This window comes from Streptomyces sp. HNM0575 (assembly GCF_012726265.1).
Taxonomy (GTDB): domain Bacteria; phylum Actinomycetota; class Actinomycetes; order Streptomycetales; family Streptomycetaceae; genus Streptomyces.
Map to the genome: position 1 here is coordinate 18,745 of NZ_JAASAG010000014.1, position 21,246 is coordinate 39,990.

19 protein-coding genes are annotated in these 21,246 nt (G+C 72.7%); 14 read left to right on the plus strand and 5 right to left on the minus strand.

Features of this window, described 5'->3' with window-relative positions:
- Positions 1-59 precede the first annotated feature (59 nt).
- Positions 60-557 carry a CHRD domain-containing protein gene (locus tag HCC61_RS31350; RefSeq protein ID WP_169139981.1) on the minus strand — a complete coding sequence of 166 codons (498 nt, stop codon included), beginning with the start codon at positions 555-557 and terminating at the stop codon, positions 60-62.
- 472 nt (positions 558-1,029) lie between these two features.
- On the opposite strand from HCC61_RS31350, the gene HCC61_RS31355 reads away from it, so the two are divergent.
- The 11 genes from HCC61_RS31355 (at position 1,030) to HCC61_RS27350 (ending at position 12,443) form a co-directional block, all read left to right on the plus strand.
- Positions 1,030-1,332, plus strand: coding sequence for a hypothetical protein (locus HCC61_RS31355; RefSeq protein ID WP_169139983.1), 303 nt, complete (start codon positions 1,030-1,032; stop codon positions 1,330-1,332).
- Positions 1,333-1,791: 459 nt separating this feature from the next.
- Complete coding sequence (locus HCC61_RS27305) at positions 1,792-2,382, plus strand: DUF2617 family protein (protein WP_169139985.1); 591 nt, start codon at positions 1,792-1,794, stop codon at positions 2,380-2,382.
- 180 nt (positions 2,383-2,562) lie between these two features.
- The gene (locus HCC61_RS27310) at positions 2,563-4,236 is read left to right on the plus strand and encodes a polyamine aminopropyltransferase (RefSeq protein WP_169139987.1); all 1,674 of its coding nucleotides are present in this window, start codon (positions 2,563-2,565) and stop codon (positions 4,234-4,236) included.
- Positions 4,237-4,361: 125 nt separating this feature from the next.
- Complete coding sequence (locus HCC61_RS27315; RefSeq protein WP_169139989.1) at positions 4,362-5,552, plus strand: hypothetical protein; 1,191 nt, start codon at positions 4,362-4,364, stop codon at positions 5,550-5,552.
- Positions 5,553-5,739: 187 nt separating this feature from the next.
- A complete protein-coding gene (locus tag HCC61_RS27320) occupies positions 5,740-6,558 on the plus strand; it encodes an aldose 1-epimerase (protein WP_169139991.1) in 819 nt (272 codons plus the stop codon).
- Between the two features lie 72 nt (positions 6,559-6,630).
- Positions 6,631-7,176 carry an orotate phosphoribosyltransferase gene (pyrE, locus tag HCC61_RS27325; RefSeq protein ID WP_169139993.1) on the plus strand — a complete coding sequence of 182 codons (546 nt, stop codon included), beginning with the start codon at positions 6,631-6,633 and terminating at the stop codon, positions 7,174-7,176.
- 280 nt (positions 7,177-7,456) lie between these two features.
- Positions 7,457-8,479, plus strand: a complete 1,023-nt coding sequence (gene fbaA, locus HCC61_RS27330; protein WP_169139995.1) for a class II fructose-bisphosphate aldolase — start codon at positions 7,457-7,459, stop codon at positions 8,477-8,479.
- Positions 8,480-8,701: 222 nt separating this feature from the next.
- Positions 8,702-9,115: a DUF3151 domain-containing protein gene (locus HCC61_RS27335; RefSeq protein ID WP_169139997.1), complete on the plus strand. Its 414-nt coding sequence runs from the start codon at positions 8,702-8,704 to the stop codon at positions 9,113-9,115.
- A gap of 220 nt (positions 9,116-9,335) precedes the next feature.
- The gene (locus tag HCC61_RS27340; RefSeq protein ID WP_169139999.1) at positions 9,336-10,217 is read left to right on the plus strand and encodes a tryptophan 2,3-dioxygenase family protein; all 882 of its coding nucleotides are present in this window, start codon (positions 9,336-9,338) and stop codon (positions 10,215-10,217) included.
- Positions 10,210-11,673 (plus strand): aminotransferase class V-fold PLP-dependent enzyme, encoded by a 1,464-nt coding sequence (locus HCC61_RS27345; RefSeq protein WP_169140001.1) that lies wholly within the window; start codon positions 10,210-10,212, stop codon positions 11,671-11,673. Before HCC61_RS27340 ends, HCC61_RS27345 begins: the two co-directional genes overlap by 8 nt.
- Entirely contained in the window at positions 11,670-12,443 is a 774-nt protein-coding gene (locus tag HCC61_RS27350; protein WP_169140003.1) for an alpha/beta hydrolase, read from the plus strand. Before HCC61_RS27345 ends, HCC61_RS27350 begins: the two co-directional genes overlap by 4 nt.
- A 108-nt stretch (positions 12,444-12,551) precedes the next feature.
- Here the strand turns inward: HCC61_RS27350 and HCC61_RS27355 are convergent, their stop codons facing one another.
- Positions 12,552-12,992, minus strand: coding sequence for a cupin domain-containing protein (locus HCC61_RS27355; RefSeq protein ID WP_169140005.1), 441 nt, complete (start codon positions 12,990-12,992; stop codon positions 12,552-12,554).
- Positions 12,993-13,150: 158 nt separating this feature from the next.
- Positions 13,151-14,434, minus strand: a complete 1,284-nt coding sequence (locus HCC61_RS27360; protein WP_169140007.1) for an adenylosuccinate synthase — start codon at positions 14,432-14,434, stop codon at positions 13,151-13,153.
- Between the two features lie 150 nt (positions 14,435-14,584).
- Between HCC61_RS27360 and HCC61_RS27365 the strand changes: the two genes are divergently transcribed.
- Positions 14,585-15,433, plus strand: coding sequence for a diacylglycerol kinase (locus HCC61_RS27365; RefSeq protein WP_346777412.1), 849 nt, complete (start codon positions 14,585-14,587; stop codon positions 15,431-15,433).
- Here the strand turns inward: HCC61_RS27365 and HCC61_RS27370 are convergent.
- Complete coding sequence (locus HCC61_RS27370) at positions 15,417-15,971, minus strand: MarR family transcriptional regulator (RefSeq protein WP_240969342.1); 555 nt, start codon at positions 15,969-15,971, stop codon at positions 15,417-15,419. The two genes, HCC61_RS27365 and HCC61_RS27370, sit on opposite strands and share 17 nt — an antisense overlap.
- Positions 15,972-16,284: 313 nt before the next feature.
- On the opposite strand from HCC61_RS27370, the gene HCC61_RS27375 reads away from it, so the two are divergent.
- Together HCC61_RS27375 and HCC61_RS27380 are read left to right on the plus strand one after the other, a co-directional pair.
- Positions 16,285-17,259 (plus strand): ABC transporter ATP-binding protein, encoded by a 975-nt coding sequence (locus HCC61_RS27375; protein ID WP_169140009.1) that lies wholly within the window; start codon positions 16,285-16,287, stop codon positions 17,257-17,259.
- Complete coding sequence (locus tag HCC61_RS27380) at positions 17,259-19,007, plus strand: ABC transporter permease (protein WP_240969335.1); 1,749 nt, start codon at positions 17,259-17,261, stop codon at positions 19,005-19,007. The genes HCC61_RS27375 and HCC61_RS27380 overlap by 1 nt, the downstream gene beginning before the upstream one ends.
- 122 nt (positions 19,008-19,129) lie before the next feature.
- On the opposite strand, the gene HCC61_RS27385 is transcribed toward HCC61_RS27380, so the two are convergent.
- Positions 19,130-21,085, minus strand: a complete 1,956-nt coding sequence (locus HCC61_RS27385; protein WP_169140012.1) for a serine/threonine-protein kinase — start codon at positions 21,083-21,085, stop codon at positions 19,130-19,132.
- Between the last annotated feature and the right edge of the window lie 161 nt (positions 21,086-21,246).

A 21,246-nucleotide genomic window follows, 5' to 3' on the forward strand; every position in this document is an offset into this window, starting at 1 on the left:
GACCGCGCGGCACGGGGCCGCGGTGCGCCGCGGCCCCGTGGGTGCACGTCAGGGCTTGATCAGAGTTGACCGCGTACGGCCCCTTCCGTGAACTCCGCGTTGTGGAAGTTGGTGTAGAAGGAGAACGGGTTCCGCTCGATGCCGTCCAGTTCCCATCGGGTCAGCACCCGGGCGGCGTTCTGCGCGGTCTGGGTCTGCCGGGCCCGGATGCAGCCGTGCGCCGAGCCGTTCTCGGGAGGCGTCCTGAGCGTGACGGCGACCGGCCCGGCCTCGCCCCTCGCCCCGAAGTGGATGTGGGCGGCGGTCGGGGGAGCGATGTCGCGGACGGCGAGCGTGTAGCACAACTCGCCATGGTCGATGCGGTACTTGAGCGTGCCGGTGCCGTCGGGGTCACCGGGGCCGGGCACCTCCTGCCCGCCGTCGAGCCTCACGAGATGCGAGCCGTGGCCCCCGGCGGGCTCGGCGGCGCCCGGCGCTGCGGCGGCGGTGACGGGCGTGGAGCCGAGCAGGGCCGCGGCACCGAGTGCGGCGGCGACGGCGGCGGTGGATACGCGCATGCGGATGCTCCTCCTCGTTACGGTCGTTCGGGGCCGTTCAGATAGTTCCGATCGTTCGGGTCGTTCAGGTCGTCGAGTCGCTGGACTCTCTGCGCCGCCTGCGCCCGCGTACGCAAAGCGCTCGCTCGGGCACACTCCGTGCACGGCGCGGACCGAGGACGACGGTATGGACGCCGGGGGACATCCGCATCAGCACGGGGCATTCGGCGTACTCGCGTACTCCCGGACCGAGCGCGGCGTGCGCACGGCCGAAGCTCTGTTCTTGCTCAACTCGCTTTTACGCCAGGGGGCTTCGGGCAGAAGCGCCTCACACCGGCACGGTGCCGGTGCCCGCGGCCGGGCGTGCGGACCATACGGGCCGTCCCGTCGTACGGACGGACGGAACGGGGAACGCCCGATCGGACCGGTGGATGCCGGAGCGCGGGAAGAGCAGCGCAGTGCGAGCCGCACTGCGGAGAACTGGGGGAAGCACATGAGCAGCGGCGGCGAGATCTTCGTCTTCATAGGCCTCGTGGTATTGGTCGGCGCGGTCGTCGCGGGCCTCTCCAAGAGCTCCCGCGGTCGCAAGCCGGGCCGCCGCGGCTACTCGGGCGGCCGGTATTCGGGCGGCGGCGGCGCGGCGGGCGGCTGGTGGGTCGGCGACTCGGGCGGCGGCCACGGCCACGGGCACGGTCACTCATGCGGTGGCGGCTCGTCCTGCGGCGGCTCCTCCTGTGGCGGGGGCTCCTCGTGCGGTGGCGGCGGCGGTGGCGGCTGCGGCGGTGGCGGCGGCTGATACGCCACGGGCCCGGCTGATACGCCACGGGTCCGGCTGATACGCCACGGGCCCGCCCGCGGACCACGAACGACCTGGGCCCCGCACCGCCCGGTGCGGGGCTCGTTCGTGCGCGCGGACCCGGCAGGCGGCGACCGGGCTACGGCAGGCGCATTACACGGCTACCCGTACTTCCGTCGAGCGTCCGGCAGTTGAACATCTGAACTGCCCGGCCCCCGGGGGGATGGAAACCCGGAGAAGTTGGACCATTGAGCTGTGGCAGCATAAATTTCATGATTCGGTGACTCTGTATTACCGGACTTGGCGTGGGTACGAGCCGGCCCCGGACGCACACGAGATCCGACCACAGTTCAGCGGTCCCGTCCTGCCCCACTCATGGACCGCTGAGCACCGGTCGCCCAACTCGTCGACGGAGGCACCCGGCTGACCCCTCCACCGTGCAGCTTGCGGAGCCGACCCATGCTCACCACTCTCTCCACCCCTTACACCGACACCCGTGCCGGCGATCTCGGCTGGGCGCTCGGTCTCGGACCGCTGCCGGCCCTGGCCCGTCGGACGCTCGAATTAGACGGCGCCACAGTGGAGTTGAGACTGCTCGGCGCCTCCCATCAGGTGCTGCTCGAAGAGGACGGGCGCGTCTGCTCCGAGACCGTCGCCTGCATGACGGGCAGTTCCACGCCCCTGCCGCTCGGCGTCTCCAGAAGCACCGGCGACTGGGAGTACGACTTCGCGGCCCGCGTCGAGACGCTCTCCCCGACCGCATTCGCAAGCCGCGCACAGGAGTTGATCGAGCTCGTCTCCGACCATCCGGGCGGTCTCGCGGGTACGTTCCCGGGCGACGCGCAGGCGTTCACCGCGCTCCTGGTGCAGCGGCCCCCCGGACACGTCCGCTGGCGCACGTGGCACTCGTATCCGCAGGAGGGCCGGCTGGTCTCCACCCGTACCCGGGTGGCACGTACCGGAGCCGGAGCCGGCGCCGCCGTGACCGCACCCCCCGACGCGGTCGCGGCGCTCGCCGCGGCGGCCGAACACACCGCGTCCGCCCGGTAGTCGGCCGTCGTACACGGACACCCGGAGGGGCTGCGCCACGGGCACCCCGGACCGGATGGGGACACCCGGGAGACCGGAAGCGGACGCCGTGCTTCCTGTCGCTTCCTTGCGCGTGTTTTGCCTCCACACAAGGCGTGTAGGTGGCGAAGAGCACAGAAGGTGTCACGTAGCGTTCGCGACATGACGGAGCGCTCCCTCGCCGAGCCGCAGCAGGTGCGGCTTCCGGTTCCCGCCGGGCTCGGGCGCGGGCTCGTCCTCGCCTCGGTCTTCGTCTGCGCCGCGTGCGGCCTCGTCTACGAGCTCGAATTCGTCGCGCTCGCCTCGTACTTGGCGGGCGACTCGGTGACGCAGGCATCCGTCGTGCTGTCCGTGATGGTCTTCGCGATGGGCATCGGCTCGCTCCTCGCCAAGCGGCTGCGCTGCCGGGCGGCCACCGGATTCGCCGCGGTGGAGGCGATGTTGGCGCTCACCGGCGGCGGTTCGGCGATGGCGCTCTACGCGAGCTTCGCCTGGCTGGGCGGTGCGCGCGCCGCGCTCGTCGGCTTCTCCTTCGTCATCGGGGCGCTGATCGGCGCCGAGATGCCGCTGCTGATGACCCTCATCCAGCGCATCCGGCAGCAGGACGCGGGCGGCGCGGTCGCCGACCTGTTCGCCGCGGACTACGTGGGCGCGCTCGTCGGCGGACTGACCTTCCCCTTTCTGCTGCTGCCGTTCTACGGCCAGTTGACGGGCGCTCTGCTGACGGGAGTCGTGAACGCGACCGCCGGCGGAGTCGTCGTGCTGTGGCTATTCCGCCGCGACGTGAGCGCCCGCACGCGCTGGGGGCTGTTCGCGGTGAACGGCGCGGTCGTGCTGCTGCTCGTCGCCGGCACCGCCTTCGTCGGCTCCTTCGAACGGGCGGCGCGGGAGGCGGTCTACGGCCACGAGGTACGGGTCGCCGTGCGCACCGGCGCCCAGGAGGCCGTGATCACCGGCGACGCGGACCCCACCGCGTATCTGCGCGGCGGCGAGCCGCTGCGCTTCTACCTCGACGGACGGCTGCGGGCCTCCTCGGCGGACGGCAACCGCTACCACGCCTCGCTCGTGCGTCCCGCCCTGTCGAGCGGCCCGCACGCGCGGGTGCTGATCCTCGGAGGCGCGGACGGGCTGGCGCTGCGCGAAGTGCTGGACCATCCGGGCGTGCGTGATGTGACCGTGCTCCAACAGGACGCCGAGGCAGTGAAGTTGGCGCGTACGGACCCGGGCCTGCGCAGGCTCAACGAGGACGCCTACGAGGATCCTCGGGTACGCCTCGAAGCGGCCGGCGACGCCTTCGCCCGGCTGCGCGAGCGGGCACGCACACCGGGCGCCCCGCCGTACGACGTCGTCGTCTCCGATCTGCCCGACCCGGCCGCGCAGGAGTTCGCGAAGCTCTACTCGCAGGAGTTCTACGGGCTGGTGGAGCGTGTGCTGGCGCCGGACGGCCGTCTCGCCGTGCACGCGGGAGCGGCGGCGGCGCATCCGCGCAGGTTCTGGACGGTGGAGGCGACGCTGCGCCGGGCCGGGCTGCACACGTCGCCGTACGTGGTCCGGCGGCCCAGGGACTGGGGGTTCGTGCTCGCCTCGCGGGGCCGCCTGCACGGGGCGGGCCTTGCCGGCTCCCTGAGCGACCGGGACTTGGCCTCGCTGAGCGGGATCGGGAGCGGGAGCGGAGGTTCAGGCGCGGGTGCGCGCGCGGGTTCCGGCACGGTCGCCGGCGCGGCACCGGGCATGCGACGGCTGACCCCGCGTCAGCTGCGCGTCGCCGGGCTGCGCGCGGAGCGCGACCGCATGACGGGCCTTCCGCCTTCCACGCTCACGCACCCGCGGTACTAGGGCGCGTCCGCGAAGTCCCACCGGCCGCCGCCGCTGGAACCGGCGCAAGCCCAGGCGGGTACGGTGCGCGGCGGAACAGCGCCGACCGGTCACATGTACGGGGTGCGATGGGTAGGCTCGCCCCCATGGAGCACGAGGTGAACGTTCCGTTTCCCGTCGGGTCGGTACGGGCGGCACTCGCCGAGCCCGAGCGTGTGGCGCACTGCGTCCCCGGTCTGCAACTCGACGCCGACGGCAGCGGGAGCGCGAAGAGTGCGAAGAGCGGCAGCGGCGCCAAGAGCGGGAAGGGCGCGGACGGCGCGAAGGCCGGGGGCGCCGGGACCACCACCGAGGGGCGGCTCCGCGTCCGCGTCGGCGGTTCCACGATCACCTACCGGGGCAGCCTGACCGTCACGCCGCAGGGCGAGGAGTTCACCGTCAAGGGCCGCGGCACGGAGGCACGCGGCACCGGCTCCGTACGGCTGGACCTCACCGTCGTACCGAGGCGGTCCAAGGAGGGCGAGGGCACCCGCCTCGTCTGCACGGGCACGGTCAAGGGCGGCGGACGCATCAAGGACGTCGAGCAGAAGACGGCGACGGCGGCAGGACAGCGGCTGCTGGAACGCTTCGGCAAGGCGCTCGGCGAGAGCATCCAGCAGGACCCGCCCCGCGGACTCGACGCTCCCGAAGCCCCCGCCGCCGAGCCGGCCACCGACGAGCCCGTCGCGGGACCCTCGGGCGGCATCGGCGAGCCCGGCGACAACGACCGCGTCATCCCCGGCATCCCGGCCCCCGACAAGAGCGCGGACCGTGCCGGGACGGAGGACGCGGGCACCGGAACCCAAGCCGGGCAGAGCGCGCAGGCCGGGCAGAGCGCGGACGAGCAGGCCGCGGACGAGCGGACCCGGCAGGACAAGGAAGCGGCGGGCCAGGAGCAGGAGACGCCTGAGCAGCAGCCCGCCGAGCAGGAGACCTCCGAGGAGCCTTCGGAACAGCCGCCGGGGCAGGAGCCGTCGGGGCAGGAGCCCTCGGAGCGCGGCGGCGTCTTCGGTGCCGAGATCCCCCCGTCCTCACTCGACCCGCTCCACGACGACGAGCCCCTCGACGAGGCCGATGTGGAGGCCGCGGCGGAGGCCGAGGCCGCACACGCACGCCGCACGATGATCGGGCGCAGCGCCGAGGAGGTCGACCACGCGCCGCCGCGCGGGCGTTACGCCCCCGTACCCCTGCCCGAGCCCATCGCCAACTCGGCCGCGCTGCGCTGGATCGCGCCCGCAGCCGCAGCCGTGGTCGCGGGGGCCGTCGTCATCGGCCGTGCGCTGCGCCGCCGCCGCTGAGCGGGCAGCACACCGGCCGAACGCCGACCGCACACCGGTGGAAGGCCGATCGCAGACCGGTCACACGCGGACCGCACGCCCGCCGCACACGGGCCGCCGGCGGGGCGCGGTGCCCGGGTGTGCGCCGCGGTGCGCCGTACGGCCGGGTCGCACTCTGCCGGGAAGTACCGAGGTTTAGGGTCGCGTCATGACTGACACCGCCACCACCGACGCCGATGTCACGCTTCGCGCGGGAGACGCCGAGTTGACGGTCGAACCGCACCGAGGAGGCCGTCTGGGCTCGCTGAAGGTCAGCGGTACGGAACTGCTGCGGCAGGGCAACAGGTACGGCGCGTTCGTCATGGTCCCGTGGTGCGGACGCACCGATCAGGGACGCTTCCGCAGCGGCGGCGAGCTGTACCAACTGCCCCTGGACAGCGGCCCACACGCGATCCACGGCACCGTGCGCGACGCCGCCTGGCGCACCGTGCGGCAGGACGAGCGGTTGGCGGTCTTCAGCTGCGAACTGAGCGACCCCTGGCCGTGGGAGGGCCGGGTGACGCACATCGTCGAACTCGGCGAGGACGGCGAGAGCCTCACCCTCACCCTGGGCGTCGAGGCGACCGACGCCAGCTTCCCCGCGCAGGCCGGCTGGCACCCCTGGTTCCTGCGCGATCCGTACGGACGTGGCGGCGACGTGCGCATCGGCTTCGAGCCGGAGTGGCAGGAGGAGCGCGGCGTCGACCACCTGCCCACCGGCAAGCGCGTCCCGCCACGGTCCGGGCCGTGGGACGACTGCTTCGGGATGCCGGACGGCGTCGACGTCACCCTGACCTGGCCGGAGAGGCTGGAGCTGAAGGTCGCGAGCCGTGCCGAGTGGGTCGTCGTATTCGACGAGCAGCCCGACGCCGTGTGCGTGGAGCCGCAGACCGGACCGCCCAACGGCCTCAACTCCCATCCGCACCTGGTCACTCCGATCCAGCCGCTGGAGGTCTCCACCACGTGGAGCTGGCGGGCGCTCTCCTAGCCCTCCTCCTGGCCCTCCTCCTGTTCCGGACTCCTGTGCGTCCTCCGGCGCCGCCCGCATAGGCTCCGGCACATGAGCACTGTGAGCACCTCAGACGCCCTGCTGCGGCAGATCAAGGAAAAGGCCGTCGTGCACGGCAGGGTCATCCTCTCCTCCGGCCAGGAGGCCGACTTCTACATCGACCTGCGCCGCGTCACCCTCGACGGCGAGGCCGGGCCGCTCGCCGGTCAGGTCATGCTGGACCTCACCGGGAGTCTCGACTTCGACGCCGTCGGCGGGCTGACGCTCGGTGCCGACCCCGTGGCCTCGGCGATGCTGCACGCGGCCGCCGCGAGGGGCCGCAAGCTGGACGCGTTCGTCGTGCGGAAGGCGGGCAAGGCACACGGTCTCCAGCGCCGCATCGAGGGGCCCGACATCGCCGGGCGGCGGGTGCTGATCGTCGAGGACACCTCCACCACCGGCAACTCTCCGCTCACCGCCGTGGAGGCGGCCAGGGCCGCCGGTGCGGAGGTCGTCGCGGTGGCGACGATCGTCGAGCGCGGGGCGGCGGTGGCCGTGGAGCAGGCGGATCTGCCGTATCTGTACGCGTACGACCTGACGGATCTCGGACTGGGCTGACGCGGCCCCGGAAGCGCCCGCACGGGACCCGGGCGGGCGGCGGCGGACCTCCTGCCTGAGGGAACTCCGGCTACGCGCGGGTACGGCTGAGGCGCGGCTCACGTGCCGGTGTCCGTCTGGGAGGATGGGACGCGACGATGACGTCGTTCCGTTGACTCCGTCGATTCGGATTCCCGGCGATCCGGTTCCGGGTCTTCGTCGATCCGGTACGGACGCCGCTGAGAATCCTGACGCCGCAGCAGAGCCGAAACGCACCCCGAGGACCCCAAGGAGCGGACAGATGCCCATCGCGACCCCCGAGGTCTACAACGAGATGTTCGACCGGGCGAAGGCGGGCAAGTTCGCCTACCCAGCCATCAACGTCACCTCGACGCAGACCCTGCACGCGGCGCTCCGCGGCTTCGCGGAGGCGGAGAGCGACGGCATCGTCCAGATCTCCACCGGCGGCGCCGAGTTCCTCGGCGGTCAGTACAGCAAGGACATGGTGAGCGGTGCCGTCGCGCTGGCCGAGTTCGCGCACATCGTCGCGAAGAAGTACCCGGTCAACGTCGCCCTGCACACCGACCACTGCCCGAAGGACAAGCTCGACGGGTACGTACGTCCGCTGCTGGCCGTCTCCAAGGAGCGCGTGGACGCCGGCCGGGACCCGCTCTTCCAGTCGCACATGTGGGACGGCTCCGCCGAGACGCTGAAGGACAACCTGGACATCGGCGAGGAGCTGCTGGCGCAGGCCGTCGCCGCGAAGATCATCCTCGAGGTCGAGATCACCCCGACCGGCGGCGAGGAGGACGGCGTCAGCCACGAGATCAACGACGAGCTGTACACGACCGTCGACGACGCGCTGCGCACCGCCGAGGCCCTGGGCCTGGGCGAGAAGGGCCGCTACCTGCTGGCCGCCTCGTTCGGCAACGTGCACGGCGTCTACAAGCCGGGCAACGTCGTGCTCCGCCCCGAGCTGCTGAAGGACCTCCAGGAGGGCGTCGCCGCGAAGTCCGGCAAGCAGAACCCGTTCGACTTCGTCTTCCACGGCGGCTCCGGCTCCACGGACACGGAGATCGCCACGGCGCTGGAGAACGGCGTCGTGAAGATGAACCTCGACACCGACACCCAGTACGCCTTCTCGCGGCCCGTCGCGGACCACATGTTCCGCAACTACGACGGCGTGCTGAAGGTCGACGGCGAGGTCGGCGACAAGAAGACCTACGACCCGCGCAGCTGGGGCAAGGCCGCCGAGAAGGGCATGGCCGAGCGGGTGCAGCAGGCGTGTGCCAACCTGCGCTCGACCGGCACCCGGCTGAAGTAGGGCCGTACCGCGGGCCGCACCGCTTCGCGCGGTCGATCCCCGGCGTTCCGCATCCGCTTCACGGTTCCACCGCTTCACCGGGAGGGCCGGCTGTGCTCGCGCGGCCGGCCCTCCCATGCTGTGCGGGCCCGTGCCGTACGCCCGCCGGCTCGTGTCCGGCGTGCGCCCGCGGGTTCGCGCACTCGGGACTGTGTTCCGTACCGACAAGGCAGACTGGAAAGCATGAGCATTCACGAGAATCTGCTCGGGGGGCCGCCCCCGACCCACCTGCCCGACGACCCCGGCCCGCGCGAGCTGCTCGCGTCCGGGGCCGCGCCCGTCGAGGTGGCCGCCGAGTATCCCGCGTCGTCGCTGGCGTGGGCGCTGCTCGCGGACGACGCCTTCGAGGCGGGACGGGTCGTCGAGTCCTACGCGTACGCGCGCACCGGCTACCACCGCGGCCTCGACGCGCTGCGCCGCAGCGGCTGGAAGGGCCACGGGCCCGTCCCGTTCGAGCACGAGCCGAACCGCGGCTTCCTGCGCTCGCTGCACGCGCTGGCGCGGGCCGCGGGCGCGATCGGGGAGCACGAGGAGTACGAGCGCTGCTCGTCCTTCCTCAAGGAGAGTTCGCCAACCGCGGCGGCGACCCTCTCGTAGCCGGAAGGTCCGCAGCCTGCGGTTTTCAGCTGCGTACGGCCCGCCGGGCATATGACCAGGGCGCTGACCAGGTGCTCTTGTACCGGCGGGCCGGCTCCCCGATGATGAGTGTCAGGCCCGTGCGCCCGGAGATCCGGGGCGGGCCTGAGGGGACCGGGGCTCCATTGCCGAGAGAGAGAAGGAGCGGACCGCTACCCGGACACCACGTTGAGGAGAAGCGATGTCGCACGACGTCGAAGACCCCGCGGCCGGTACGCAGGCACCCGATCTGGACTTCGAAGGCACCACTCCGTACGAGGACTATGTGCAGGCGGACGTCCTCACCCATCTCCAGCACCCGCTCTCCGAGGACCCGGGCGAGATGGTGTTCCTGGTCACGACGCAGGTGATGGAGCTGTGGTTCACCGTCGTCGTGCACGAGTGGGAGACCGCCGCGAAGGCGCTGCGCGAGGACGATCTGCCGGGTGCGCTGGCCGCGTTGAAGCGCTCCGCGTACGAACTCCTGTCGCTGAACGCGTCCTGGGAGCCGCTCGCCCATCTGACCCCGGCGCAGTTCAACTCCTACCGCTCGGCGCTCGGTGAGGGCTCGGGCTTCCAGTCCGCGATGTACCGGCGGATGGAGTTCCTGCTCGGTGAGAAGTCCGCGTCGATGCTCGTACCGCACCGCGGAGCGCCGCGAGTGCACGACGAGTTGGCGAAGGCGCTGCATGAACCGAGCCTGTACGACGAGGTGTTGAGCTACCTCGCGCGGCGGGGCGAGGCCGTGCCGCCCGAGGTGCTGTCGAGGGACGTCTCGGAGCCGTACCGGCCGCACCCCGGGGTGGAGGCCGTGTGGGCGGCGGCGTATGCGCGGCAGGAGGACGGCGGCCTGGGCACGGGCGCCGGAGCGGGCGGCGGTGAGAACGAGGTCGTACGGCTCGGCGAGGCGCTGACCGAGGTCGCCGAGCTGGTGTGGCGCTGGCGCAACGACCATCTCGTCGCCACCCGGCGGGCGATGGGCTCCAAGGTCGGCACCGGCGGCTCGGCCGGTGTGGCCTGGCTGGAGAAGCGTGCCGCGAAGAACGTCTTCCCGGAGCTGTGGACGGCGCGCAGCCATGTCTGACGCGGTGGGTGTGCGCGCCGGCGAGCCCTCCGAGTCCCACCGCGGTAGCGAGTCCGGGTCCGGGCGTGGTCCCGGGCGCGGTCCCGGCCCTGGTTCGGCGCTCTCGGCCGGGGAGCTGGACGCGCTCGACGAACTCGCCTTCCGCCGCGAGGACTTCGTCCTCGACGGGCCGGACGGTCATGGCGGCGGCACGGCCGCGGACTCGGGCCGGACCGTGTATCTCGACGGCAACTCCCTTGGTGCGCTGCCCCGTTCGGTGCCCGCGCGCCTCGCCGAGGTCGTCGAGCGTGAGTGGGGGCGGCTGCGCATCCGTTCCTGGAGCGAGTCGGGCTGGTGGTCCGCGCCGGAGCGGATCGGCGACCGTATCGCGCCGCTGGTGGGCGCGGGCGAGGGCCGGATCGTCGTGGGGGACTCGACAAGCGTCAACGTCTTCAAGGCGGTTGTGGGCGCGGTGCGTCTCGCACGCGAGGAGCACGGCGAGGGGCGCGACGAGATCCTCGTCGACGCCGCCACCTTCCCCACCGACGGCTATATCGCCCGCTCCGCGGCCCGGATGACGGGTGCGACGGTGCGGGCCGTGCCCGTCGCGGAGACCGCGGCCGCGGTGGGGCAGTCCACCGCCGCCGTGCTCGTCAACCATGTCGACTACCGCACGGGCGAGTTGCACGACCTGGCGGCGCTCACGGAGGCGGTGCACCGCGCGGGAGCCCGCGCCGTGTGGGACGTCTGCCACAGCGCGGGGGCGCTGCCCGTCGAACTCGACGCTCGCGGGGCGGACTTCGCCGTCGGCTGTACGTACAAGTACCTGAACGGCGGCCCCGGCTCGCCCGCGTTCCTCTACGTACGGCGCGAGTTGCAGGACAGGTTCGACAGCCCGCTGCCCGGCTGGACCTCGCACGCGGATCCGTTCGCCATGGCGGACGGCTATGTGCCCGGCGACGGGGCGGCGCGCGGGCGGGTCGGCACGCCGGACATCCTCTCCATGCTCGCGCTGGAGGAGGCGCTGAGGGTCTGGGACGGCGTCGGCATCGCGTCCGTACGCGCCAAGAGCCTGGCTCTCACCGACTTCTTCCTGCGGGAGCTGCGTGCGCACGTGCCCGGGGGCCGGGCCGGGCGGCTGCGGCTGCGCTCGCTGACCCCGGAGGAGCATGAGCGGCGCGGCAGCCAGATCTCGCTGCTGTGCGAGGACGCTTCGAGCGCGGGCGCGGGCCCTTCGGGCGCGGGCGGCGACGGGGACGCGGAGGCAGAAGGTGACGCGGACCGGGATGACGCCGGGGATGTGGCCGGGGAGGTGATGGCGGAGCTGCACCGGCGGGGCGTCGTGGGCGACTTCCGCCGTCCCGGCGTGCTGCGCTTCGGATTCACTCCGCTGTACACGTCCTTCGCCGACGCGGGCCGCGCGGCGCGGGTGCTCGCGGAGGTGGTGCACGAATACGGGCAGGAGGCGGGGAGTTGACCGGAGCGGGGAACGAGCGGGAGGAGAACGCGCTGCTGGATCTGAGTCCGGTGCCGCCGGAGCGGACCCTCTCCTACGGCGAACACCCCTCCCAGATCGTCGACTTGTACGGCACGGGCGCGACCGGCCCGCGCATCACGGTGCTCCACGGCGGCTATTGGCGCGAGGCGTACGACCGCGCACATCTCTCGCCCTTCGCCGCCGCGCTCGCGCAGCGGGGCATGACCGTCGCACTCGTCGAGTACCGGCGGGTCGGCGGAGGCGGCGGATGGCCCGAGACCGCGGAGGACGTGGCCGCCGCGCTCGGACTGCTGGGGCACGCGGACGTACTGCTCGGCCACTCGGCGGGCGGCCAGCTCGCGCTGTGGGCGGCGGCCGGCACGGGCGGCGCGGACTCGCGGCCGGGGCTCGACCGCGCCGCGGACCGCGTCGTCGCAGTCGCTCCCGTGGCCGACCTCGAACGGGCACACCGGCTCCGGCTCAGCGACGGCGCGGTGAACGAGTTCCTGGGCGCGGGCGGGGACTCCCGTGAGCAGGCCGAGGCGCTCATCCACGCCAGGCTGCCCGAGGCCGACCCGATGCGGCTGCCGCCGAAGGTGCCGGTCGAGCTGCTGCACGGCACCGCCGACGAGGTGGTCCCGCTGGAGCTGTCGCGCCGCTACGCCAACGACTGGGGCGCGCGCCTCAACCTGCTTACCGGCGTGGGCCACTACGCGGCGTTCACACCGGGCACGCCGGCCTTCGGCGTGCTGGTGGACGCGCTTCGGTGAGCCGACCCGCCGTACCGAGCCGTACCGAGTCGAAGCCGAACGGTGCGGGGTTGCGGGGCCCGGGCCGGGGCAGCGGCGGGCGGGGCCCCACCCCGGGCTCCGCCGGGTTCACGGCAGCATGCGGAAGTCGGCGAAGTCGAAGCCCGGCGAGACGATGCAGCTGACCAGCGTCTCCCCTGCGCGGTCCACGGGCCGTGCCCGTTGCCACGCCCCCGGCGGCACGACCGCCTGCGGCAGCTCGCCGCCCGCGACGTCGGAGCCGAGGGTGATGGTCGTCGGCTCGTCCCCGGGAGCCTCGCCGTCGCCGCCGAGTTGCAGAAGCAGCGGCGACCCGGAGTGCCACAGCCAGATCTCCGCGGAACGTACGGCGTGCCAGCGGGACTCGTCACCGGGCCCCAGCAGGAAGTAGATCGCGGTGGCGCTGGCCCGCTCACCGTCGTAACCGCCGGGCCGCATCGTCACGTCGCTGCGCCAGGTCTCCCTGAACCAGCCGCCCTCCGGGTGCGGTTGGAGACCGAGTTCGTCGATGAGGGTGGAGTGATCTGCCATGGGGACATCATCGGCTCGGCCGCGTCCCGCGCACCAGCCCGCCCGTCCCGTCGGCGTCCGGCGGTTCCCCGGCAGGGCGCACACGCCGGAACCCCGGCCCGCGGGCCGGGGTTCCGTACGCGGGGAACGCGGGGACGCGGAGAACGCGCTGCGCGCGCTCAGAGGAACGAGTTGATCTGGATCGTCTCGTCCCGGCCCGGGCCGACGCCGACGGCCGAGACCGGGGCGCCCGACATCTCCTCGACGGCCTTCACATAGCCCTGCGCGTTCTTCGGCAGGTCGGAGAAGGACTTGGCCTTGGTGATGTCCTCGGACCAGCCCGGCAGATACTCGTAGACCGGGGTGGCGTGGTGGAAGTCGCTCTGGCTGAAGGGGAGTTCGGTCACGCGCCGGCCCTCGATCTCGTATGCGACGCAGACCGGCACGCGCTCCCAGCCCGTCAGCACGTCCAGCTTGGTGAGGAAGAAGTCGGTGAGGCCGTTGACGCGGGTCGCGTAGCGGGCGATGACCGCGTCGAACCAGCCGCAGCGGCGGTCGCGGCCCGTGGTGACGCCCCGTTCGCCGCCGATCTCGCGCAGCGCCTCGCCGTCGGCGTCGAGGAGCTCGGTGGGGAAGGGGCCCGCGCCCACGCGGGTCGTGTACGCCTTGAGGATCCCGATGACCCGGCTGATCTTCGTCGGCCCGACGCCCGATCCCGTACAGGCGCCGCCCGCCGTGGGGTTGGAGGAGGTGACGAAGGGATACGTGCCGTGGTCGACGTCGAGCAGCGTGCCCTGGCCGCCCTCGAAGAGGACCACCTTCCCCTGCTCCACCGCGTCGTTGAGGATCAGGCTGGTGTCGGCGACGTAACCGCGCAGCGCGTCCGCGTAGCCCAGCAGCTCCTCGACGATCTGCTCGGTGCGCACGGCACGGCGGTTGTAGAGCTTGGCGAGCACCTGGTTCTTGAAGTCGAGGGCGGCCTCGACCTTCTGCGTCAGGATCGACTCGTCGAAGAGGTCCTGCACGCGGATGCCCGTCCGGTTGATCTTGTCCGCGTAGGCGGGGCCGATGCCGCGCCCGGTGGTGCCGATCTTCCGCTGCCCGAGGAACCGTTCCGTCACCTTGTCGACCTCGGTGTGGTACGGCGTGATCAGGTGTGCGTTGCCGCTGATGAGAAGGCCGGAGGTGTCCACGCCGCGCTCGTTCAGGCCGCTCAGCTCGGAGAGCAGGACCGACGGGTCGACGACGACGCCGTTACCGATGACGGGTACGCAGCCCGGCGAGAGGATGCCCGAAGGCAGCAGGTGCAGCGCGTACTTCTGGTCGCCGACGACGACCGTGTGGCCGGCGTTGTTGCCGCCCTGGTAGCGCACCACGTAGTCCACCGACCCGCCGAGGAGGTCGGTGGCCTTCCCTTTGCCCTCGTCACCCCACTGAGCACCGAGCAGCACAAGTGCGGGCACAGGCGTACACCCCTTCCGGGCGGGGCATGTCCCACGTGCGCGGCGAGTGCCGTCGCAGAGCCGCGGACCGGTGCCCCAGATAGCGGAAGCCCCTAGTCGCAACAGCGACAGGGGCTCTTGCACCGAGAGGTTACCTGAGAGAGGAACAAGGTGTCGGCTCCAGATCCCGCGGGGACCTCGCAGCCCTCGCTGCTCCTGGTCATCGACCCCGTCGCCAAGCTTTGGGACGGGGAGTCCGTACGCATCGCACGCGATGTGCTGTGCGCGGGCGCACCGGGCGTGAAGCTGTGCCTGCCGGACGGCCCGGAGGAGACCGAGCGTGCGCTCGCCCGCCGCGGCAGCCGCCGGCCGGTGGTGGTGGGCGACGACAGAGCGCTGCTGCGGGCGGTCCGACTGCTCCACAGGGAGCGGGAGTTGGACGAGGCGGTGCTCTCGGTGGTCCCGGTGGGCGCCGCGGAGACCATCGCCGTGACGTGCGGACTCGGCGTGCCGGCGGACGCGGTCTCGGCGGCGCGCACGGTGCTCGACGGCGTACGGCAGCGGCTGGGCCTGCTGATAGACGACAGCGGCGGTGTGGTGCTGGGCGGCATCCGGATCCCGGGACCGCCGTACGCGGAGGAGACCGCGGGCCTCGGCGGAGCGCTGCGGGCGAAGGCGGCGCTGTCGCGTGCGTGCCGTTCGCGGGCCGCCGCGCAGCGGCTCCGGGTCGAGGCCGACGGCGAGCTGCTGGCCGATCTGGACCGGCCGGTGCGGGAGGTGTCGGTGAGCTCCCCCGGCTCCTCGAACCGGCCGAGCGCCGGCGGTGCGCCGAGCCTGGCGCAGGTGACCGTGCGGCCCGAGGGGCGGGGCCGTGCCGGTCTGGTGCGTACGCGGGCGAATTCCGTGACGGTGTCGGGCCCGGACTTCCGCTACCGGGCGGACGCCCTGGTGGGCGGCCCGGTCCGGGTGCGTACGTGGACGGCGCTGGCGGGGGCCTGGAGCCTCACGCTTCCGGGGTGAAGTCGTCGTCCGGCTTGAAGTCCTCGTCCCGCTTGGGGTCTTCGTCCCGCTTGAGGTCCTCGGCCTGTTTGAAGTCCTCGTTCCGCCGGACGCCGTCGTGCTCACCGCCGTCGTGCTCACCGCCGTCGCGGGCGGTGCGGTGGGCGCGGAAGCGGTCCAGCATTCCCTCCAGTTCGGACTGCATGAACTCCAGGAAGTCGTGGGTGTCCCGTACGCGGCGGCCCGCCGGGGTGTCCGGGCCCAGGGCGTGCTCACCGGTCCGCAGCGTGGTCGTCCAGCGGGTCAGCAACTGGTCGCGGTCGAGCAGGGCCTCGTACCAGACGTTCTCGTGCACGCGGTACAGCTCGCGGCGTGAGCCCGGTTCGCGCTCGCGGCTGACCATGTGGACCTGGGAGAGATAGCGGACCGCGCCGGAGACCGCCGCCGGGCTGATGCGGAGGCGTGCCGCGAGCTGTGCCGAGCTGAGCGAGCCGTCGCGGGAGGCCAGCAGGCAGGCGAAGACTCGGGACGCCATGCGCTGCATGCCGGCCTCGGTCATGTCGGCGGCGAAGCGTTCGACGAAGGAGGCCGCGGCGGGGCCGTAGTCGTCGGGCTCGGACTCGGGTGCCGGGCCGGGGCCGGTGTCGGCCGCGGACGTGTACCCGGACCGGGGCTCGGAGCCGGGCACCGGCCCGGGCACGGGCACGGGGGCCCGCTCGCGCTCTGGTCTCTCTCTGGGGGTCACCGCTCCGGTGTCTCCTCCCTGTTCGTCCCTGCTGATCGCTCGGCTCGTCCCTGCTCGGCGTGCGTACCGCAGATACTAACGCTTCCTTAACTTCACAAATTTGTGAAGCGAGCGTACCGTCCCTCGCATGGACACATCCGCCACCGCGATCTCTGTATCCGGTCTCGTGAAGACCTTCGGACGGGTACGTGCGCTCGACGGCCTCGACCTGGAGGTGCGCACCGGAGAGGTGCACGGCTTCCTCGGGCCCAACGGAGCAGGGAAGTCGACCACCATCCGCGTACTGCTCGGCCTGCTGCGCGCCGACTCCGGCACCGCCCGTCTGCTCGGCCACGACCCGTGGGAGGACGCCGTCGCCCTCCACCGCCGCCTCGCCTACGTGCCGGGCGACGTCGAGCTGTGGCCGTCGCTCACCGGCGGCGAGGCGATCGACCTGCTGGCCCGGCTGCGGGGCGGCCTCGACGCCGCACGCCGGGACGAGCTGATCGAGCGCTTCGACCTCGACCCGACGAAGAAGGGCCGCACCTACTCCAAGGGCAACCGGCAGAAGGTCGCCATCATCGCCGCCCTCGCCTCCGACGCCGAGCTGCTGCTGCTCGACGAACCCACCGCGGGGCTCGACCCGTTGATGGAGGTGGTCTTCCAGGACGTCATCTTCCAGGCGAAGGCCGCGGGCAAGACCGTGCTGCTCTCCAGCCACATCCTCGCCCAGGTCGAGAAGCTGGCCGACCGCGTGAGCATCATCCGGCTCGGGCGCATCGTGCAGTCGGGGACGCTGAGCGACATGCGCCATCTGACGCGCACGACGATCGAGGCCGAGACGGAGCGTCCCGTCACCGGGCTCGACGGGCTGCCGGGGGTGCACGACGTACGCACGGACGAGGGGCGTGTGCACTTCGCCGTCGACGGCTCCCACCTCGACGAGGCCGTACGGCATCTCAGCACGCTCGGCGTCCGCAGCCTCACCAGCCATCCGCCGACGCTGGAGGAGCTGATGCTGCGGCACTACGGCGACGAGCTGGCGGCCAACGGGCACGCGCACGCTGCCGCCGGGCAGGGCGCGGGCGGACAGGGCGTCAACGGGTCCGTGGGAGCCGTGTGATGGCCGCGAAGGCAGGCTCGACCACCGCGGGTGCCGCGGGTGCCGCGCCCTCCGCGGGCGGCGCCGCAGCGGAGGGCCACCGTCCGGAGCACGGTCCGCACGGCCCCCACGGTCCGCACGGGGTCAACGGCCGCCGCGGCCCCCGTGGTTCGCTGACCGGCACCGGCACCCTGATCCGGTTCGCCGTACGGCGCGACCGCGTCCGCATCCCCGCCTGGGTCGCGGCGCTCGCGCTCGTCGGCCTCTCCACCGTCGGCAAGCTCGAAGGGCTCTACCCCGAGGCCGCCGACCGCGCCTCCGTCGCGAAGACCATGGGCAGTCCCGCAGCGCTCGCCATGACCGGGCCCCGCCACTACCTGGAGGGCGGCTACAACCTGGGCGCGATGCTCAGCCACCAGGTGATCGGCTTCTACGGGGTGCTCGCGGCGCTCATGGCCGTGCTCACCGTCGTACGCCACACCCGCGCCGAGGAGGAGAGCGGCCGTGCCGAACTGGTCCGCTCGACCGTCGTCGGCCGCCATGCCGCGCTGACCGCCGCGCTCACCGTCGCCGTCGGCGCCTCGCTGCTGCTCGGCGGGCTGCTCGCGCTCGGCCTCGGGACCTCCGGCATCGAGGGCGTGAACTGGGAGGGATCGCTGCTGTACGGGGCGGCGTTCGCGGGCCTCGGCACCGTCTTCGCCGGGGTCGCGGCCGTCACCGTGCAGATCACGGAGCACGCGCGGGGCGCCTCGGGGATGGCGCTGGGCGTGATCGGACTCGCGTACGTACTGCGTGCGGCGGGCGACGTCGGTGACGGCACGCTCTCCTGGCTGTCGCCGATCGGCTGGGCGCAGCGCTGCTACCCCTTCGTCGACGACCTGTGGTGGCCGCTGCTGCCGATGGCGGTCACGGCCGCCGTCGCGTGCGCCGCCGGCTTCGCGCTCAGCGTGCGGCGCGACGTGGGCGAGGGCCTGCGCGATACGCGGCCCGGGCGGCGCACGGCGTCGGCGGCGCTGACGCGGCCCTTCGGGTTCGCGCTGCGCCTGCACCGCGGGACGATCGCGGGCTTCGGCGCGGGCGTCTTCCTGCTCGGGACGATGTACGGGGCGATCCTCGGCGACGTCGACGACATGCTGAAGGACGTCCACGTGATGGACGAGGTCCTCGCCAAGACCGGCGGCTCTTCCCTCGTGGAGTCCTTCGCGTCCGTGGTGATGATCGTCAACGCGGTCATCGCCGCCGTCTACGTGGTGCTGGCCGCGCTCCGCCCCCGCGCGGAGGAGGGCGCCGGACGGGCCGAACCGCTGCTGGCCACGGGCCTCTCCCGCGCGAGGTGGGCCTGGAGCCATCTGTCGGTGACGCTCGCCGGCGGCACGTTCACGCTGCTGCTGGCGGGCCTCGGCTTCGGCGTCGCGGGCGCCGCGTCCACGGGCGACGGCGGTCTGGTGCTGTCGCTGGCCGGTGCGGCGCTGGCGTACGCACCGGCGCTGTGGGTCACCGTCGGCGTCGTGGCCGTGCTCTTCGGGTGGCTGCCGCGGATCGCGGCGGCGGCGTGGCTCGTACCGGCGTACGCGTTCCTCGTCGGCTACCTCGGGCAGATCCTCCAGTTCCCGGACTGGATGAACGACCTCTCACCGTTCGGGCACGTACCGCAGCTGCCCGCGAAGGAGATGGACTGGACGCCGATGGCGGCGCTCACGGCCGTCGCCGCGCTGCTGCTCGCGGCGGGCCTCGTGGGCTTCCGCCGCAGGGACCTGGAGACGAAGTAGCGGGGCGGGCCCGGGACGGACGCGTTGTTCGCAGGAGAGGGCGGGGGCGCGAGCCGTGTCCGTTCCGGGCCGGGCCCCGCGCCGCGGTACGGGCGGCGGTACCGGCGGCGCTACGGGCGGCGTCACTGCGACCGCGTGTAGGCGAACTCCTTGCCGGTCTTCTCGAACGTCCGCACAAGACCCCCGTCTCGGGTCTCCAGCGCCGCCGACGGACCCGTGGCGCACTCGCCCGACGAGGCGGCCCTGTCGATGCGGGGCGGGCCCAGGCGTACGGGCTCTCCGTCGCCGCCGACGGAGAAGACGTCGGCGTTGGCCTCGCAGTGCTCTTCGGGCGCCTCGGAGACCATGCGTACGGACATGCTGCCCGCCTCGACCTGCTTGACCGTCAGCGTCTGCTCGCCGCCGCCCGGCAGCGGGCGCCGCCAGGTGCCGAGGTACTCCTCCGGCAGCCTCTCCGGCTCCTTGACGCGGTGCAGCGTGGCGGTGCGGCCGGCCGCCGACCAGCGCAGCGTCGAGCGCGACTTGCCGGTGAGCGTGTGCGAACCGAGCGCCGAGCACTTCTCCTCGGGCACGCTCTTGACGACCTTGGTGTCCAGCTCGATCGACTTGCCCGCGGAGACGAGCTTGCCGTCGCTCTTGCACTCGTAGTCGGTGCCGAGGCTGATGCTGTTGGCCACGACCTCGCCGACGTTGCCGTGTGAGACCACGAACCGTCGGTACTGGCCGGTGGGTTCGCCGTCCCGTTCGACCTCTCCGGTCCACGTGCCGACGTAACTCTCGGGAACGTCCGACGACTCGGTGGTCCCGCCGGTCTTCTCCGAGCCCAGCAGGGGGAGTTCGGCGCCGGACGCGGCGAAGGCGGCGACCGCCACGGCGACGGCGGCCAGCGCGCCCACCACGATGCGGTTGCGCCGGCGGCGGGCCGGGAGTCCGGTCCCGGGCTCGGGCGCCTGTTCCGCACCCGCGGACTGCGCGCCCGCGAGCTTCGTCCCCGGCTGCCGTGGGGTGTCCTGCCCGGACGCGGACGACGCCGCCTCCGCGCCGTCCGTACGGGGCAGCGCCGACGTGTGCGCCTCCGAGGACTGCTCACCGCCGGGGACGTCGGGCGCCCCCGAGCCCGAGGGCGGGGTGTCGGTGTCGAGCAACTGCACTGCGTGACGGCCCAGTTCGGCGATGAGCGTCGCGGGCAGCCACGGCGCGGAGGCCGTGCCGGTGGAGATCGGCTGCACGCCCGCGATGACGTCCTCGGGCGCCGGACGGTCGGCCGGGTCCTTCTCCAGGCACGAGGCGATCAGTCCGCGCAGCGGCTCCTCGATGCCCTCCAGATCGGGCTCGCCGGAGGCGATGTTGAACATCACCGCGTGCATGCCGCCGCCCTCGCTGCCGAAGGGCGTACGACCGGTCGCGGCGTACGCGAGCACCGAGCCCATGCAGAAGACGTCGCTGGCCGGAGTGACCGGCTGGGCGCGGATCTGCTCCGGCGACATGTAGCTGGGGGAGCCCACGACGACCCCCGTGCCGGTCACCGTGGACTCGGGAAGGGCGTCCAGCGCGCGCACGATGCCGAAGTCGATGACGCGGGGACCGTCGATGGTGACGAGGACGTTGGACGGCTTCAGGTCGCGGTGGACCACTCCTGCGCCGTGGATGTCGAGGAGAGCGCTGGCGAGTCCGTACGCGAGGGTGCGGATGGTGTTCTCGGGGAGCGGGCCCTCGCCCTCTCCGGCGCCCTCGGCACGCGAGGAACTCCCGGACTGCGTACGGGCGGTGACGACCTGTTCCAGGGACGGTCCCGCGATGTAGCCGGTGGCGACCCACGGGTTCTCGGCCTCGGTGTCCGCGTCGAGCACGGGAGCGGTCCAGCGCTCTCCCACCCGGCGTGCGGCCGCCACCTCCAGCCGGAAGCGCGAGCGGAACTCCGACTCGGCCGCCAGCTCGGCCTTGATCAGCTTCACGGCGACCGTGCGTCCGCCCTCGGAACGGGCAAGGTAGACACGGCCCATGCCGCCGGAGCCGAGCCTGTTCAGCAGGCGGTATCGGCCGATGGTCCGCGGGTCGTCCGCCGCCAGCGGTGCCATGTCGTCCCCCCAGTCGTTCTTCGGCCTTCGTGCGCTGGAACCCTCTCACTCTCCGTCGCGAAGGTCACGGTCGGGCTGCCAACGCGTTCCCTTATTGATGCGCCGCTATTGATGCGCCGCTATTGATGCGCCGCGCGCCCCTCCGACGCGACGCGCACGCC

Coding starts and splice junctions, on each gene's coding strand:
- HCC61_RS31350 (WP_169139981.1), bottom strand. CDS start 557: ATGCGCGTATCCACCGCCGCCGTCGCCGCCGCACTCGGTGCCGCGGCC.
- HCC61_RS31355 (WP_169139983.1), top strand. CDS start 1,030: ATGAGCAGCGGCGGCGAGATCTTCGTCTTCATAGGCCTCGTGGTATTG.
- HCC61_RS27305 (WP_169139985.1), top strand. CDS start 1,792: ATGCTCACCACTCTCTCCACCCCTTACACCGACACCCGTGCCGGCGAT.
- HCC61_RS27310 (WP_169139987.1), top strand. CDS start 2,563: ATGACGGAGCGCTCCCTCGCCGAGCCGCAGCAGGTGCGGCTTCCGGTT.
- HCC61_RS27315 (WP_169139989.1), top strand. CDS start 4,362: ATGGAGCACGAGGTGAACGTTCCGTTTCCCGTCGGGTCGGTACGGGCG.
- HCC61_RS27320 (WP_169139991.1), top strand. CDS start 5,740: ATGACTGACACCGCCACCACCGACGCCGATGTCACGCTTCGCGCGGGA.
- pyrE (WP_169139993.1), top strand. CDS start 6,631: ATGAGCACTGTGAGCACCTCAGACGCCCTGCTGCGGCAGATCAAGGAA.
- fbaA (WP_169139995.1), top strand. CDS start 7,457: ATGCCCATCGCGACCCCCGAGGTCTACAACGAGATGTTCGACCGGGCG.
- HCC61_RS27335 (WP_169139997.1), top strand. CDS start 8,702: ATGAGCATTCACGAGAATCTGCTCGGGGGGCCGCCCCCGACCCACCTG.
- HCC61_RS27340 (WP_169139999.1), top strand. CDS start 9,336: ATGTCGCACGACGTCGAAGACCCCGCGGCCGGTACGCAGGCACCCGAT.
- HCC61_RS27345 (WP_169140001.1), top strand. CDS start 10,210: ATGTCTGACGCGGTGGGTGTGCGCGCCGGCGAGCCCTCCGAGTCCCAC.
- HCC61_RS27355 (WP_169140005.1), bottom strand. CDS start 12,992: ATGGCAGATCACTCCACCCTCATCGACGAACTCGGTCTCCAACCGCAC.
- HCC61_RS27370 (WP_240969342.1), bottom strand. CDS start 15,971: ATGACCGAGGCCGGCATGCAGCGCATGGCGTCCCGAGTCTTCGCCTGC.
- HCC61_RS27375 (WP_169140009.1), top strand. CDS start 16,285: ATGGACACATCCGCCACCGCGATCTCTGTATCCGGTCTCGTGAAGACC.
- HCC61_RS27380 (WP_240969335.1), top strand. CDS start 17,259: ATGGCCGCGAAGGCAGGCTCGACCACCGCGGGTGCCGCGGGTGCCGCG.
- HCC61_RS27385 (WP_169140012.1), bottom strand. CDS start 21,085: ATGGCACCGCTGGCGGCGGACGACCCGCGGACCATCGGCCGATACCGC.